Source organism: Ferrimonas gelatinilytica, assembly GCF_039544205.1.
Taxonomy (GTDB): Bacteria; Pseudomonadota; Gammaproteobacteria; order Enterobacterales; family Shewanellaceae; genus Ferrimonas; species Ferrimonas gelatinilytica.
This window is the reverse complement of the sequence record NZ_BAABLF010000006.1, coordinates 197,141-211,959: the sequence shown is the minus strand read 5'-3', so window position 1 is coordinate 211,959 and position 14,819 is coordinate 197,141. Positions and strand designations below refer to the sequence as shown.

The window sequence follows — 14,819 nt, the reverse complement described above, 5'->3', positions numbered from 1 at the left end:
TGGAGTCCGCCCATCGATGGGGCAAGGGAACGCCGGACAACTGCGCAGTATGCAGCCACTGTCTCGCATCTTTCGTCAGGTTGATAAGCCCGCAGCTCGATCTTATTGCGGCCCAATCCAGGCAACACAGGTCATTGACGAACCCGCCCCGAAAAACACTATAAAGGTAATAGTTACCGATACAGGAAGCACGGTGTTCATGCCGGCTCAAGAATTTATACCCGGGCGCTCATGGCGACTGGGTGGTGTGAAACCACACCCAACAACGAGGCCTAACAGGCAATAGATCATCTGCGGCTCGCCCGTAGCCTGCCTGCTCTGGCGTATGGCGCACAAAGCCATCTGCCTCCCCCTCCCTCTACCAGCCGTGAGGTTGTGAGCTGTTTTTGGGAGTCGGGATGAAGCCCGTCTTACCTGTACGGTGACCGAAAATGGACTCAGTCACCCAATGAAAAGAATGCTGATTAACGCAACTCAATCAGAAGAGTTGCGTGTTGCCCTGGTCGATGGCCAACGTCTGTACGATCTGGATATCGAAAGTCCCGGGCACGAACAAAAAAAATCCAATATTTACAAAGGAAAAGTCACCCGCGTCGAGCCTTCTCTCGAAGCCGCTTTCGTTGATTACGGTGCCGAACGGCACGGTTTCCTTCCCCTCAAAGAGATTGCCCGCGAATACTTCATCAACCCCACCCAAAAGGGTCGCCCAACTATTAAAGAGGCGATCAAAGAGGGTCAAGAGGTCATCGTTCAGGTCGATAAAGAGGAGCGTGGTACCAAGGGTGCGGCCCTGACCACCTTCATCAGCCTGGCAGGCTCCTACCTGGTACTGATGCCTAACAACCCCCGTGCCGGCGGCATCTCCCGTCGTATCGAGGGGGATGAGCGTTCTGAACTGAAGGAAGCCCTCTCCAAGCTCTCTGTCCCTCAGGGCATGGGTCTCATCGTTCGCACCGCCGGCGTCGGCAAAGCGGCCGAGGAGTTGGCAGAGGATCTCAACGTACTGCTGCACCACTGGGAAGCGATCACTCAGGCGGCCGGTGAGCGCCCTGCCCCCTTCCTGATCCATCAGGAGTCCAACGTCATCGTCCGTGCGATCCGCGATTACCTGCGCAGTGACATCGGCGAAATCCTGATCGACCACGCCCGCATCTTTGAAAAGGCCAAGGAGCACATCTCCTTGGTTCGCCCGGATGCAGTTTCCAAGCTGAAGCTCTACCAGAGCGAAGTGCCGCTGTTTACTCACTACCAGATCGAAACCCAGATCGAGTCCGCCTTCCAGCGCGAGGTTCGCCTGCCCTCCGGCGGCTCTATCGTGATCGACCCCACCGAGGCACTGACCGCCATCGACATCAACTCCGCCCGGGCAACCAAGGGCGGCGATATCGAAGAGACGGCGCTGCAAACCAACCTGGAAGCGGCCGATGAGATCGCCCGCCAGTTGCGCCTGCGTGACCTCGGCGGTCTGGTGGTGATCGACTACATCGATATGGGTCCGGTACGCCACCAGCGTGAAGTGGAAAACCGTCTACGGGATGCGGTCCGTCAGGATCGCGCCCGGGTGCAGATCGGTCGCATCTCCCGCTTCGGCTTGCTGGAGATGTCCCGCCAGCGACTGCGACCCTCCCTGGGTGAGTCTGCCGCCCACCTGTGCCCCCGCTGTAACGGCCAGGGCTCCATCCGCGGCACCGAATCCCTGGCGCTCTCCATCCTCCGCCTGATGGAGGAGGAAGCGATCAAGGAGAACACCGCTCAGATCGAAGCCCAGGTGCCGACCGATGTGGCCGCTTACCTGCTCAATGAGAAGCGCAAGGCAATCCGCATCATCGAACAGCGCCACAAGGTAGAAGTGTACGTGATCCCCCATCCGCACATGGAAACCCCCAACTACCGGGTGTCCCGTCACCGTAAGGATGACACCATCGCCGAGGCCAGCTATACCCTGGTGGAGCGTCCGGAAGCGGAGCTCTACGAGCCACGCAAACTGGAGCGCCAGATGGGGGACAAACCGGCACTCAGCGGTTTGGCCAGCGCCGCATCCGCAAGCAGCGACAGCGTCCTCAAGCCGGAGACCGCCAAACAGGATAAGTCCAAAGCCCGGAGTGAAAAGCCTAAGCGCCCGGCGGCCAAAGCCCAGCCGGTCGCAGAAGTCGCCTCAGAGGGACTGGTAACCCGTCTGTTCAAGTCGCTCAAGTCGCTGTTTGGCAGCGAAGAAGAAGTAAAGATCGAAGCCAAACCTCGTCAGGATAGAGGCCAGTCGCGTCGTCGTGGTGAGCGCCAGGAGCGCAGTGATCGCAACCGTCGTAACCGTCCGCGCAACGAAAAACGCGATGCCGCCGAGCAGGACCAACAGCTGGAAGCCAACAAGGAGCGTCGTCGCAGCCGGCGTGACCGTCGCGACCGTTCCGGTGAAACGGCCCAGCAAGTGGAGCGCCAGGATGAGAACCGTCGTGGCGACCGTCGCCGCAGTGACAGCCGCCGCAACGAGCAGGAGGAGCGTCGTAGCGACACCCGTCGCAATGATCGCGATGAGCAGCGCCAGTCTCAACGGGAGGAGCGCCGCCGCAGCGAGCGAGACAATGCCCGCCGCTTGGAGCGCAGCGAGTCAAGCGAAGCAGAAGCCGTCAATCTTACCGAAAGCCCCGCTTCCCAGGAGACTGCAGCGGAGCCGGTAAAACGTGAACGTCGTCAGCGTCGACCGCTGGAGCGCTCCGTTCGCATCAGCAAGGATACTCAGGCGTCGCAGCAAGCCGAGAAGACAGTCGCTCAGGATCAACCACAGGTTGAAGTCCAAGCCCCTGAAGCCAAGGCACCGGAAGTCGAGGTGCAGCCGAAACCGGTACTGGCGGAGCAGGAGCAAGCGATCCCGACCAGCAAGCCTGAAAGTGACCTCACTCTGACCGACAGCGAGCGCCAGGCGCATCGTCGCTCTCGCCGCAGCCCACGCCACCTGCGTGCCGCGGGTCAACGTCGACGCCGCATGCATCGAGAAGAGGAGAGCAGTGCTAAGGCTGAGCCAACCACTCCGGAGGTTCAGAGCGATCCCATCAGTGCCCGCTACCCGGAAAGCGAAGCCCAGCATGAAGTTCAGCTGCAGATCCCGCTGAACGAGCAGGATAATGGCAAAGCACAAGCAGAAGCTGAGGCCGCCACCGAGGTGAGCACTGAGTCCAAAACCGCTGAGTCGGCCAAGGACGAAGTGCAAATGCCCGAAGTGGTTAAATCCGAGGCCCAGCCGGAAGCGGCTGAACCTGTTGCAACTGCCACCGAGAGCGAGCGTCAGGAGGCGACCAAGCCCGTGGCCGCGCAACCAGAAGTCTCTGAGTCACAAGGTGATACAGTGGCCGTGACACCGGAAAAAGCGGAGCAAGCGGCCAAGCCTATTGCCCCAGTGGTTGAGACCAACGAGCCGGAAGTGACTGCCAACGAGGAGATCAAGGCTGAGACTGTCGTTGAGGTCGAAAGCGTTGAAACGGTGAAGTTGGAAGCCGAGGAGCCGGTACAGGCGCAGGCGACTCAAGCACCGCAGGTCGCTGCACCTGAGCCACAGGCTCCGACCGCCAAGGCAGGTACCCCTGCGGGACGCCTGAACCTGGACCGGGGTGTGCAGGCTGAGATGACCAGTCCGAAGGAAACGGCTGAACTCAAGCCGCTGCAGAGCGTGACTGTGCCGAAGCAGGAAGCACAGGCCAACGAGTTTGCTGCCAATCGCTACAGCAGCATGGTGAACGCCACCATGACCCGGCCGGAGAAGTAATCCGGTAGATGACAAAAAGGCCACCCTCAGGGTGGCCTTTTTTCTATCTGTTGGTCAGGAAGGCGAAACTCTTTCATCCGGATTAATGCCGGGACCTCCTAAAAGGCGACAAATGGACAAGCCTCTCAACCGGTTCAGTAAGTGCTCGCTATCCGGCTGAGCAACGCCTTTGCCGAAGCCTCAAGCAGATTCAGTACCTGTTCAAAGCCCTCCTCCCCTCCGTAATAAGGATCCGGAACCTCCTCCACCTCGCCATCACCCCACTGCAAAATCAGCCCCAACTTGGGCTGCTGTGCTGGTGACGCCATTCTCTGTAACTCGGCCAGGTTTTGCCTGTCGGCCGCCAGGATCAGGTCAAATCGTTGCAGGTCCTGGGGTTGAACCTGGCGAGCACGCATCCCCTGGAAATCGTAGCCCCGCTGCCGCGCTGCCACCTCTGAGCGCGGATCCGGTCGCTCCCCTATGTGGTAACCAGCGGTTCCCGCCGAGTCCATCTCCAGCGCAAGTCCCATTCGCTTCGCATGGTAGCGAAACACCGCTTCCGCCGTTGGAGAACGACAGATATTGCCCAAGCAGACAAACAAGATTGAGTTAATTGGCTTTTGAATCAATCCTTTAGGTTTCATTTCAGCAGTGCTTTTTCTTCAATTCCTGTTGCTTTTCAGTTTAATTAGATCAAGTAGTTAAATCGACTTTTGGTAACGATGCTTTGCCCTGTTCGGTTTAAAATGCTGAAGAGAGCGAAAGAAAAGCTCCCGCCAGAGAGGGTGAGAGCTGTTCCCGCGTAGCGCTGTCTTGCTGCTTAAGGCTACGCAGCCGACAAGCATATCCTTTAAGTGCGTGAGAGCAGTCCCAGATGGAATGTTCTCGCGTTGAATGGATTCCAATTTTGGCCCATCTTTCGACGTCAAGACTGCGGCTGGAGAAGTGAAAATTGAAAAAAGCGATTGCGCCACTGTTACTACTGATAATGACAACGCCTACGATTGCTGATGAAACTCCAAGTGGAGACAATTACTTCAAAGGCATTTGTGCCGCCGCTTTGGGAGCATCTGAGGATCACGAAGCTGTAGAAAAAATTGTGCCTAGCGTTGAGGATGACTTGGCAAACGATCCTGAAAAGTCCTTGGCTTTTGGCTTCGGTTTAGGCGTGGCCATTGGAGTTTTGGAAGCTAGTAGTGCACTCGACGCACGAGATTTAGTTAAAGAGTGGAAATGCTACTTCCGCATCGAACGCGACTATTGGGGAGAGCTGTAAGGAAGCAAACGTCATTCTCGAACTGACTTTACTAGTCAGTCTCGCGGGACTCCCTAACACTCCCGGCAACATCAAGACCAAGAACTAATAAATACAGAGTGTTGACTAGGATTGTTCAGCTTCCGCTTACCTACCAACTGAACCCCCGACTATCGGGGGTTTAGTCTAATTAGCTCCACAGTAACCACAGCAGACAAACAGAATCGAATTAATCTCTTTAATCACCATTGCCTTACCATTACTTCGCGAGTTTCACCACCGGAACGGCAGTGTGACCTCGTGTCCTTTCTGCTGGCACCTACTCAGGCCCTATCCGATCCCCGTATTTCTGTACCAACTTGGCCAGCTTGGGGGTGATATTCCAGGCACAGTAGGGCTGGTCACCGTGGCGACGATAGTAGTTCTGGTGCTCCGGCTCGGCTGGGTAGAACGGTGCCTCTCCGGCAATCTGGGTAACGATAGGACGAGGGTAGACCTTCGACTCCGTAAGCCGATGGATGTAGTTTTCAAGTTGCCGTTTTTGTTCATCACTCTGGCAGAACACCACGCTGCGGTACTGCTTGCCCCGATCCGCCCCTTGCTGATCCTGACTGGTAGGATCATGGCAGTCAAAAAACAGCTCAAGCAACTGCTCAAATGCCACCTGAGCCGAGTCAAACTGGATCTGGATAACTTCAATATGGTCCGTCTGACCGTGGCAGATCCGATCATAGTGCGCATCCTCACCAGTTCCGCCACAATAACCACTGGTCACCCTGCTGACCCCGATTACCCGCTGAAACAGCGCTTCAAGACACCAGAAGCACCCCCCGCCAAATACCGCCACCTGCTGCCCTTCGTCGGCTTTCGGCTGGAAGGAGAGTGACTGGGCATTAACACAGTGGCGCAGGTTCTTCTCTGTCAGCTGTTCCCCTTCGAAGACGTGCCCCAGATGACCGCCGCAGGCCTGACAGAGGACCTCCGTGCGTCGGCCATCCGCATCAAGCCGTCGCTCGATCGCTCCCGGTTCCTCGTCATCGAAGGACGGCCAACCACAACCTGCATCAAATTTGCTATCGGAATGGTAGAGGGGGGCCCCACACTGCCGACAGCAGTAGGTACCTTTTGAAGATAAAAACAGGAAACGACCAGAAAAGGGAGGCTCTGTTCCCTTGTGCTGAAGCACATGACGTTCAGCTTCGGTAAGAGGAGGTTGTTTCATGACGGGCTCCTTCGGTTTATTGCCAAGATAGCAATCCTCAGGAGCCCTACGCAAAGTGAAACAGTCAGGTTCAGTGACTCTCGAGTCGCCAACCGAATCGCGTCATACACTCGGAGAAACGATCGCTGTAACCCGCCTGCGAGGGGTCAATACGGCGATTACAGAACTCTCGGTCGGTAATGAATCCCTCTTTGCCCTTGCTGTCATGGACCCAGATACCGTCCGGTCCACCGCAGCCGGAAAGCATTAAACACCCGGTCAATAACAGAGACTTCTTCACTGTTTTCTCCTTAAACTCAGTCAGTTCTTCTCGATGATGTTCTACAGCAAAGCGGCGCTGCCCGCCAGTGGGAAATCTCATCGCCTACACTGAAAATAATCGAATCGACGAAGTTCCCATTCTGTACCTTTGGCAGGCACTGATGGATTGTCAGCGCTCACCTGCCGTGGCAAACTCCCTCGCTTCGAAACGCTGAAGGGGATCGTTATGGCCACCGAGATCTACAAAGAGTTCTATTTTGAAGCCGCCCATCGGCTACCCCACGTCCCCGATGGTCACAAGTGCGGCCGCCTCCATGGCCACTCCTTTAAAGTGCAGATCGCCGTTGCTGGTGAGGTGGACCCCCATACCGGTTGGATCATGGACTTTGGCGATCTCAAAGCTGCCTTTCGGCCTATCTGGGAGCGACTGGACCACCACTACCTGAACGACATCCCCGGATTGGAAAACCCCACCAGCGAAGTGCTGGCCCGCTGGATCTGGGAGGCCCTGAAACCGACGCTGCCGCAGCTCAGTGAGGTGGCCATCATGGAAACCTGCACCTCGGGATGCCGCTACCGCGGTGCCTGAAGCCGCAGACATCAGCAATAAAAAGGGGGCAGTCATAACGACTACCCCCTTTTTATTGCCGGCAAAAATGCCGACTAATCGATGGCCAGGTACTTGTGCATCTGCGCCGACAAACGCCAGTTGTTTTTAATGCACTGCTCAATACAGAGCGCCGTGGCCCGGGGCTTCTGGCTGATGGGTTGCAGCGCCACCACCGGTGAGTGTTCAGGAGGCAGCGCAGCCAGCAGTGCCTTAAGGTTGGCAATGTGCTGTTCTGTCGCCACGGGGTACTTAATCTCGTTCGCCCGCTTCAATGCCGATGCACAAAGTTCGTATCCCCCCTTCATCCCCTCTTTGGGCGAAACGGTGACCCAGCAGGAGTCCGAGGTTTTCACCTCGAAGCAGCCGGAGGTCTCGATCTGGCATTGCCACCCCTGCTGCTCCATCGCCTCGGTCAGGGGGGCAAGATCATAAAGGCAGGGTTCGCCACCGGTGATCACCAGGTGGCGAGCATGAAAGCGGCCGTCGGTCAGATGGGCAACCAACTCCTCGACGCTCAGCTCGCACCACTGTGCCTTATCGCCGGAGATGCCGATGATCTGCTGCATCGGAACTCTGTCCTGCTCCAAGCATTGCCAGGTGTGTCGGGTGTCGCACCAACTGCACCCCACGGGACAGCCCTGCAGACGCAAAAACACCGCAGGGACACCGGTGTACACACCCTCCCCCTGCAGCGTCTCGAAAATTTCATTCACCGGATAACGCATCTGACCTCCTAGGCAACGCGGGTATTCTAGTGTCGCATGAGGTCAATGCAACCGCCGAAGAACAAAAACGCCGACTCGAAAGTCGGCGTGGGCTCAGGCAGCAGGCTTAGTGACAGGATTCACACGCTGCTTCAGCATCAGTGGCGGCTTCCTGATCGTGCGGTGCGTGGCAGTCGGTGCACTCCAGCATGCCATCATGGTGAACGTGGGGCTCCCCCATGTCGGCCAGCTCGCCGTGGCAGTCGTGGCACTGCTGCAGCTCGTGAACCATGTCCTGGGACGGCTCACCGTCGGCATGGCAGCTTTCACAACCGCCCATATCGGCGTGGTTATCGGCGATGGAGGCCGCAGCACCGAACGCGATCCCAATGCCAAAAACGGCAACCAGTAATTTCTTGAACATCATTTCATCCTCACAAAAAGCCCTGAATAACGGCAGACGCAGGCGCCCACCGACCATAGGTTCATCAGCGCGGACTCTATCAATGGCGTGAGGGGTAAACCGTAGGATGGATCTCAGTTTTAGGGGTAAAGGCGATAATTTTTAGAGGGTTGCGAGGAGGATCGCAGCCGATGAAAGGCTCCATCGGCTGCTGGGGAAACACTTAAGGGGTGCGCCCGTCATCGTGGCAACTGTCGCAGGTTGGGTGTTGTCCAACCTCCAGCTCGTGTGGATTATGGCAGTCAGAACAGACCAGCATGCCATCGTGGGCGTTGTGCTGTGCCCCTTCCAGCTCGCTCAGACTGCCGTGGCAAGCGACGCATTGCTCATTTTCATGGGCAAAGTCGCTGGAGGGTTCACCATTTTCATGACAAGCTTCACAACCCGCCATATCCGCATGCATGTCGGCCAACAGCTCGGCCGCACTCACACTGACGGCAAAGCCGAGACTCAACACCAAGATTAACCATTTTTTCATCATTGCTCTCCTATTGGCAGGCGGCGCCCACTTTTTGCTCACCCCCAAACCTAGTTCAATCCCCAACGCATCTCAATAGGTTCCAGCAGCGAAACCCAAGAAGACATGAAAGTGCTGAACATTTGCTGGATTGTCGGGAGGGTGGCAGCCAATAATGGCGGCGTATAGAGGTCACCAGCGACTTAAGTGCCTGTGCAGGAAACAATTTAACGCGATAAAAAAAGGCGGCCTTAGGCCGCCTCTCTACTTTGACTGGTTTAACTTGCGCCGTTAGGCTCCGCGACGCAGGGCATCGATACGCTGCTCCAGCGGCGGGTGGGTCAGAAACAGCTCGGACATGGCGGTTTTTCCCTTAATACCGAAGGCAGCCATGTTTTGCGGCATGGAACTCTCTTGTCCATGGCGTAGGCGCTCCAGCGCCGCGATCATCTTCTCCCGACCTGCCAGAGAAGCGCCTCCGGCATCAGCCCTGAACTCCCGCTGACGGGAGAAGTACATCACGATGATGGACGCCAAGATCCCGAACACCATCTCCAGGACAAAGGAAACCAGCATATACGTCATGTAGCTGGGATCTTCTCCCCCCTCCTCGTCTCCGTTGTTCAGGACGTTGGAGACCAGGCCGGCAATCATCCGGGCGGCGAAAATCACAAAGGTGTTCACCACGCCCTGGATCAAGGCCATGGTCACCATATCGCCGTTGGCGGCGTGGCTGATCTCGTGGGCCAGGACCGCTTCCACCTCGTCTGGGTTCATGCCATAGAGCAGGCCGGTGGAGACCGCAACGAGGGAGTTGTTCTTGCTCGGCCCTGTGGCAAAGGCGTTCATCTCCGGCGCCGAGTAGATCGCCACTTCCGGCATCTTGATGCCCGCCTGCTGAGCCTGACGGGATACGGTTTCCATCAACCAGGCTTCGGTCTCATCACGAGGCTGCTTAATCACCTGCAACCCCATGGACTTTTTCGCCATCCATTTGGACATCTGCAGCGACAGCAGGGACCCGCCAAAACCGAAGATGGCGGCAAAAACCAACATGTAGCCGGTGCTGTGGGTTTGGATCCCCAGGACGGAGGTCAGCACCGACAGCACGATGCCCAGCACCAGGACAACCGCCAAGTTGGTCATTAAAAACAGAAAAATGCGCTTCATTTGTTCTCCTAAACTCGCACTTCAGTGATTTAACACTGCGTTGCCAAGGATAATCGGGGCAGAGGAAGCCCTTTTCAAGATCTGAAGCGTTAACTTATGTGTAGAGATATTTCAAAGGCCTAAAAAGCCGGCACCGGGCCCCGAATAACACTCACCTGCATCCCCTCAAAGGGGATGCTCCGGGTCCCTTTCTACGGCTCGGGGCTCACTCGGACAACTTCAACACCACCCTCTCCGCCAGTGAAAAGGCGGCGTGGCTGTTGTAGTAGGCGGCCTCGTTAATGAAATGGGGATAGAGGGTTCTGTCTGTCTCCAAGTAACCGGTTCGCCCGTCAAAATAGGTAAACACCGCGGCGCCCGGCTCCAGGGGTTGGAAATCCTTTCCATCCACGCTTTCTGCCACCATGGCAACAGGGCGACCCGCCTCGTCCAGCGGCAACATCCGGGTATCAACGTAGCGAAACGCCTCCACCTCGTCAGGCAGTGGCGGCAAAGCGCCGAGCCTCTGTGCAGAGGCAAAATCCAGGATCAGCCCCACCATGGTGGCCATCTGATCGAGAATCCCCTGGCGGAGCACCGACTGCGGCTGCGGTCCCACCTCCACCATCACCCCCCTTTTGGCCATCGAGCACAGGTACCCCCAGTCACTGGCCGGCTGACTGTCCTCCAGCAGAATGACCGCTTCCGGCATGCCCGCCTTGACGTAAGCCGCCAATTGCCGGGCCCAGGCATCACTCTCTAGCAGGATCAGCGTCGGCCCCATGGCGCTGGTGGTGTTGTGCAGGTCGATGATGAGATCCGTTTTTGGTGAGGATTTTGGCCCCAGTTGCTGATCCAGCGCTTTGGCCAGCAGCGCTTCGTAACTTCGCTGCAGCGGATCCGCCAGCAACGCGGGAGTAAACTGCCGGTTCAGATCGGCATCCAGGTAGCGTCGGTTGGCCTCATGGGCGTGCGGATGAGCCCAGAGGGACTCCACTCGTAAGCCCGGCCGCGATAGGGCCTCAGGACGCCTCTGCCACTGTTTCACCAGTTGGATCCCGGAAAACTCATTGCCATGGGTACCGCCCACGACGGCCACCTGATAGTCGGACATACTGCCGCTCCTTAGGATGAATAGTTAGTCGGCCATTCTGCCTTTCAAGTCAATGTCACGGCAAGGGGCGCGTCAATTTACCGCCGTTTTTCAGCTTTATAGATACTCAAACGCCGGTATGAAATTACCCACATTTTCTGGGATTAACTCTGTGGATAACTGGATCGAGTCCCGCCCGTCGGCGGTTATCGAAGCGGTCACTTTATGACCAGCTTGCAAGTTTCCTCTTGGTGGTCTACTCACCGCAAGTCCAATGCTTCAACGAGCACCATGCCACACCTCCCTGTCGTCCGCCGCCTGCAAAAATCGAGAGGCAAATGCTAAGGTGGGCCAACCTTGCCAAACACCCGGAGCACCATGGTCACCGCCCGCTTCTGTCCTGACATCTCTACGATCCCTGCGTCCCTATGGCGGGCGCTTTTCTCGTCAGGACCGGACAACGCCTCTCCCTACCCTTTTGCCCGATACGAGTTCCTGCTTGCTTTGGAGCAAAGTGGCAGCGTCAGTGCGCAACAGGGCTGGCAGCCCCAGCACCTGCTACTGGAGCAGCAGGGAGCGCCCATCGCTGTGGCCCCCTGCTACCTCAAATCGCACTCCTACGGCGAATACGTGTTTGACTGGGCCTGGGCGGACGCCTACGCCGAGCACGGGTTGGACTACTACCCCAAGTTGCTGATCGCCATCCCCTTCACCCCGGTGACCGGACCGCGACTGGGCATCGCAGAAGGCCAGGACCCGACGCAAATGATTCCCCTTCTCACCCAAGCTCTGCAGCAGCGCTGTGATCAACTGGGTGGCTCCGGGTACCAGCTGCTCTTTGCCCAACCAGAACTTCATCAACAACTGGAGCAGTTGGGCTGGCTGCATCGGGATGAGATCCAGTACCACTGGTTTAACCGTGGTTATGGCGATTTCGACGCGTTTCTTGCCACGCTTGCCGCACGCAAGAGAAAGAACATTCTCAAGGAGCGGCAAAGCCTCGAATCGGTAACGATCCGGCGGCTGCCGGGAGAGGCGATCACCCCCCGCCTCTGGGCCGCCTTTTTCGCCGGGTACCAGCGCACTTACCTGAAACGATCCGGTCACGAGGGCTACCTTAACGCCACATTCTTCCACCAGATTGGACAAAGCATGCCGGAGCAGTTGATGCTGGTCGTGGCAGAGAGGGGCGATGAAATCCTCGCCAGCGCCCTCTTCTTTTACGATCAAAGCTGCCTTTATGGACGCTATTGGTCGGAACTGACTCACCTGCCCAACCTCCATTTCGAGCTCTGTTACTACCAGGGGATCCAGTTCTGTATCGAGCGGGGTTTGGCCCGATTCGATCCCGGGGCACAGGGAGAGCATAAGATCAGCCGGGGCTTTGAACCGGTGCGGGTGCACGGCAGCTGCGATCTGCGCCACGCCGCCTTTCGAGCGGCGATCGCGGATTACTGCCAGCGGGAGCGGATTCTACAGGCGGAACGTTTGGCAGCATTGCGTCAGCGGCTGCCATTTCGTCACCCCTGATGGGCTGAGTCAGAGATGGCGGAACTCCAGAAGCAGGTTATTGGCCGGCATCTCATGACGCTGCTGCAGGGTCAAGTTGTGCTCCCAGGCCAGCGCCACTAACGACTGGTAGTCACGAAGCCCCATCGCGGGATCCCGGCTTCGGAGCTGCAGATCAAACTGCGCATTAGAGAGCGAGGTGGCTCTGCCGGCGTCATGAAAGGGGCCATAAAGGCAGAAGGGCTCGCCGGCTCGAAGCAGGCGACCAACGCCCGCCACCATCTGCTCGACCTGGGGCCAGGAGAGAATGTGACAGCTGTTGGCACTGAAGACCGCATCAACCTCGAACCTGTCCCAAGGGATGCTCTCCACGTTCAGTACCCGAGGTGCGAGCAGATTGTCACAGCCGGATCGTCGTTGCCGCAGCAACAGGTGATCCTGATGGGACGGCAGATCAGACATCTGCCAGGTCAGGTGAGGCAGCTCAGCCGCAAAGTAAGCGCCATGCTGACCGGTGCCGGAGGCGATCTCCAGCACTCGGGACACCGAGCAAAACGCCTGTCGCAACACCGACAGGATCGGCCCCTTATTGCTGTCACAGGCGGGCGAGTACGGCAGTGACACCTCTTCCGGCCTACCCGCAGGGCCCGGTTCACTCTTGGCCGGCATAACGCTCCAGGCCCAGAACCAGAAGGACCCCGAACAGCATCGCCATCAGCGCCAGTGCCAGCTCAGCACTCTGGCCGGTCAAAGACTCGTAGCCCCAGGGGGACAGGGCCTGCTCGGTTAATGCGACCTCCTGACCCTTGGAGTCGATACGGGTGCTCAGAGCAACCTTCCAGGGCCATACCTTGTGAAGGGTACCCAGCATCAAGCCACACAATCCCGCCAGGGTCAGGGCACGGAAGCGGTGGAGCAGGAAAGAGAGCAGGTGGGAGAAACTGAGCAATCCGAGAACACAACCGCAGGCAAACAGGGCCAGTAGGGTCAGATTCAGCTCATCGATCGCGCCGATCACCGGAGCATAGAGGCCCAGCAGCAGAAGGATGAAACTGCCGGAGATCCCCGGCAGGATCATGGCGCAGATCGCCAACATGCCGCCAAGCAAGATGTTGGTGGCGGTGGGCTCCAACATCAGGGGATGGCTGACAGTCAGGAACCAGGCCAGAAGAAACCCCATCATCGCTGCCGCAGCCGTACCCAGGCTGTGCTCGGGGATCTGTCGGGCGATGTGCACCAGAGAGATGGCGATAAGGCCGAAAAAGAAGCTCCACAGGGGGACGGGGTGTGCGATCAGCAGGTAGCTGATCAGTCTTGCCAGAGAAAGGATACTGGTCAGTATCCCTGCAAACAGCGTCAGCAGGAAGGTTCCGTTGATATGACGCCAGCTGGCCGCCAGCCCCTCCTTTCGAACCCGCGTCCACAGGGTCGGGTTTATCCGGCGAAGGCTCTCCACCAGGCGATCGTAGATCCCGCTGATGAAGGCGATGGTGCCCCCGGAAACCCCGGGTACCACATCCGCGGCTCCCATCGCCATCCCTTTAAAAAAGGTCCGAAAATCAATATTCATTCGATCCGATCACGCCAAAACCTGAAAAATTGAGTATACCGTTTTTCCCCTTTAAAACCCATCTGACCTCGCCTCCTTTCACTGGCTTTGGTCGGTCGCACCCCACCCTAGAGTCGACCACAGATCCTGCCTGGCTTTGTGAAATAGAACCCAATTTTGAACACTAATCGACCAATTCAACAGACAGGGAGAGCGCTTTGCGCTACTGTGCCGCCATTCGCCCCCACCGAGGCGTTAGGGGAACGCATCGGTCAAACCAGAATCAAGGCGAAACCGATCTTGTGCCGTAGCAATGCCCGTTGCTACGGCATTTTTCTTTTGGCTGCGTTATCAATGACGCTCCCACCTGGGCCGGGGCTAGACTCAAAGACTCACTCTCTCAAGGAGTCCATCATGCCTACGGTCGTTCTCGTTCTGCTGCTCCTGGCCCTGCTGCCCTACCTCCTGGCTGCCTACGGCGGCTACTACAAGCAAAGGCAACTGGGTGGACTGGATATGCACCATCCCAGACTTCAGGATGCGGGCTTAAGCGACAGGGCCCACAGGATCAGCGCTTCCCAACGCAACGCCTGGGAGGCACTCGGCTTTTTCGTGGCCTGCGTGCTGGCGGCCCACATGCGCGACGCTTCCCTCGAGGCCCTGGCATCGGCCGCCCTGCTGTTCCTGCTCACCCGGATCCTGCACCCCCTGTTTTACATCGGCGATCTCCCGCCCGCCCGCTCATTGACGGTGGTCTTCGGCTTGCTCTGCGGCCTCTACATCGGCGCCTGGGCTGGCTGAGCAACAC

At 57.8% G+C, this 14,819-nt stretch carries 15 protein-coding genes; 5 read left to right on the top strand and 10 right to left on the bottom strand.

Annotated features, from left to right (window positions below):
* Positions 1 to 448: 448 nt before the first annotated feature.
* A complete protein-coding gene (gene rne / locus ABD997_RS05885) occupies positions 449 to 3,757 on the top strand; it encodes a ribonuclease E (protein ID WP_425557051.1) in 3,309 nt (1,102 codons plus the stop codon).
* Between the two features lie 134 nt (positions 3,758 to 3,891).
* On the opposite strand, the gene ABD997_RS05880 is transcribed toward rne, so the two are convergent.
* Positions 3,892 to 4,383 (bottom strand): low molecular weight protein-tyrosine-phosphatase, encoded by a 492-nt coding sequence (locus ABD997_RS05880; protein ID WP_345316083.1) that lies wholly within the window; start codon positions 4,381 to 4,383, stop codon positions 3,892 to 3,894.
* Positions 4,384 to 4,691: 308 nt separating this feature from the next.
* Here ABD997_RS05880 and ABD997_RS05875 point away from each other — a divergent pair, with 308 nt between their 5' ends.
* Complete coding sequence (locus tag ABD997_RS05875) at positions 4,692 to 5,015, top strand: hypothetical protein (RefSeq protein ID WP_345316082.1); 324 nt, start codon at positions 4,692 to 4,694, stop codon at positions 5,013 to 5,015.
* Positions 5,016 to 5,313: 298 nt separating this feature from the next.
* Here the strand turns inward: ABD997_RS05875 and ABD997_RS05870 are convergent, their stop codons facing one another.
* Both ABD997_RS05870 and ABD997_RS05865 read right to left on the bottom strand, forming a co-directional pair.
* On the bottom strand, positions 5,314 to 6,216 hold the full coding sequence (locus ABD997_RS05870; protein WP_345316081.1) for a bifunctional methionine sulfoxide reductase B/A protein: 903 nt from the start codon (positions 6,214 to 6,216) through the stop codon (positions 5,314 to 5,316).
* Between the two features lie 70 nt (positions 6,217 to 6,286).
* The gene (locus ABD997_RS05865) at positions 6,287 to 6,496 is read right to left on the bottom strand and encodes a hypothetical protein (protein WP_345316080.1); all 210 of its coding nucleotides are present in this window, start codon (positions 6,494 to 6,496) and stop codon (positions 6,287 to 6,289) included.
* 207 nt (positions 6,497 to 6,703) lie between these two features.
* Here ABD997_RS05865 and queD point away from each other — a divergent pair, with 207 nt between their 5' ends.
* Entirely contained in the window at positions 6,704 to 7,066 is a 363-nt protein-coding gene (gene queD / locus ABD997_RS05860) for a 6-carboxytetrahydropterin synthase QueD (protein ID WP_345316079.1), read from the top strand.
* A 74-nt stretch (positions 7,067 to 7,140) separates the two neighbouring features.
* On the opposite strand, the gene queE is transcribed toward queD, so the two are convergent.
* From queE to ABD997_RS05835, 5 genes are all read right to left on the bottom strand, one after another.
* Positions 7,141 to 7,812: a 7-carboxy-7-deazaguanine synthase QueE gene (gene queE / locus ABD997_RS05855; RefSeq protein WP_345316078.1), complete on the bottom strand. Its 672-nt coding sequence runs from the start codon at positions 7,810 to 7,812 to the stop codon at positions 7,141 to 7,143.
* A gap of 106 nt (positions 7,813 to 7,918) precedes the next feature.
* Positions 7,919 to 8,215 carry a cytochrome c3 family protein gene (locus tag ABD997_RS05850; protein WP_345316077.1) on the bottom strand — a complete coding sequence of 99 codons (297 nt, stop codon included), beginning with the start codon at positions 8,213 to 8,215 and terminating at the stop codon, positions 7,919 to 7,921.
* 202 nt (positions 8,216 to 8,417) lie between these two features.
* Entirely contained in the window at positions 8,418 to 8,732 is a 315-nt protein-coding gene (locus ABD997_RS05845; RefSeq protein ID WP_345316076.1) for a cytochrome c3 family protein, read from the bottom strand.
* 270 nt (positions 8,733 to 9,002) lie between these two features.
* Complete coding sequence (gene htpX / locus ABD997_RS05840; protein ID WP_345316075.1) at positions 9,003 to 9,881, bottom strand: protease HtpX; 879 nt, start codon at positions 9,879 to 9,881, stop codon at positions 9,003 to 9,005.
* A 205-nt stretch (positions 9,882 to 10,086) separates the two neighbouring features.
* Entirely contained in the window at positions 10,087 to 10,974 is an 888-nt protein-coding gene (locus ABD997_RS05835; protein ID WP_345316074.1) for an aspartoacylase, read from the bottom strand.
* A gap of 336 nt (positions 10,975 to 11,310) precedes the next feature.
* Here ABD997_RS05835 and ABD997_RS05830 point away from each other — a divergent pair, with 336 nt between their 5' ends.
* Positions 11,311 to 12,483 (top strand): GNAT family N-acetyltransferase, encoded by a 1,173-nt coding sequence (locus tag ABD997_RS05830; RefSeq protein ID WP_345316073.1) that lies wholly within the window; start codon positions 11,311 to 11,313, stop codon positions 12,481 to 12,483.
* A gap of 9 nt (positions 12,484 to 12,492) precedes the next feature.
* Here ABD997_RS05830 and ABD997_RS05825 read toward each other — a convergent pair whose 3' ends face one another.
* Positions 12,493 to 13,131: a DUF938 domain-containing protein gene (locus tag ABD997_RS05825; RefSeq protein ID WP_345316072.1), complete on the bottom strand. Its 639-nt coding sequence runs from the start codon at positions 13,129 to 13,131 to the stop codon at positions 12,493 to 12,495.
* On the bottom strand, positions 13,115 to 14,032 hold the full coding sequence (locus tag ABD997_RS05820) for a polyprenyl-phosphate transporter (protein WP_345316071.1): 918 nt from the start codon (positions 14,030 to 14,032) through the stop codon (positions 13,115 to 13,117). The genes ABD997_RS05825 and ABD997_RS05820 overlap by 17 nt, the downstream gene beginning before the upstream one ends.
* 393 nt (positions 14,033 to 14,425) lie before the next feature.
* On the opposite strand from ABD997_RS05820, the gene ABD997_RS05815 reads away from it, so the two are divergent.
* Complete coding sequence (locus tag ABD997_RS05815; protein ID WP_345316070.1) at positions 14,426 to 14,812, top strand: MAPEG family protein; 387 nt, start codon at positions 14,426 to 14,428, stop codon at positions 14,810 to 14,812.
* The last annotated feature ends 7 nt before the right edge of the window (positions 14,813 to 14,819 follow it).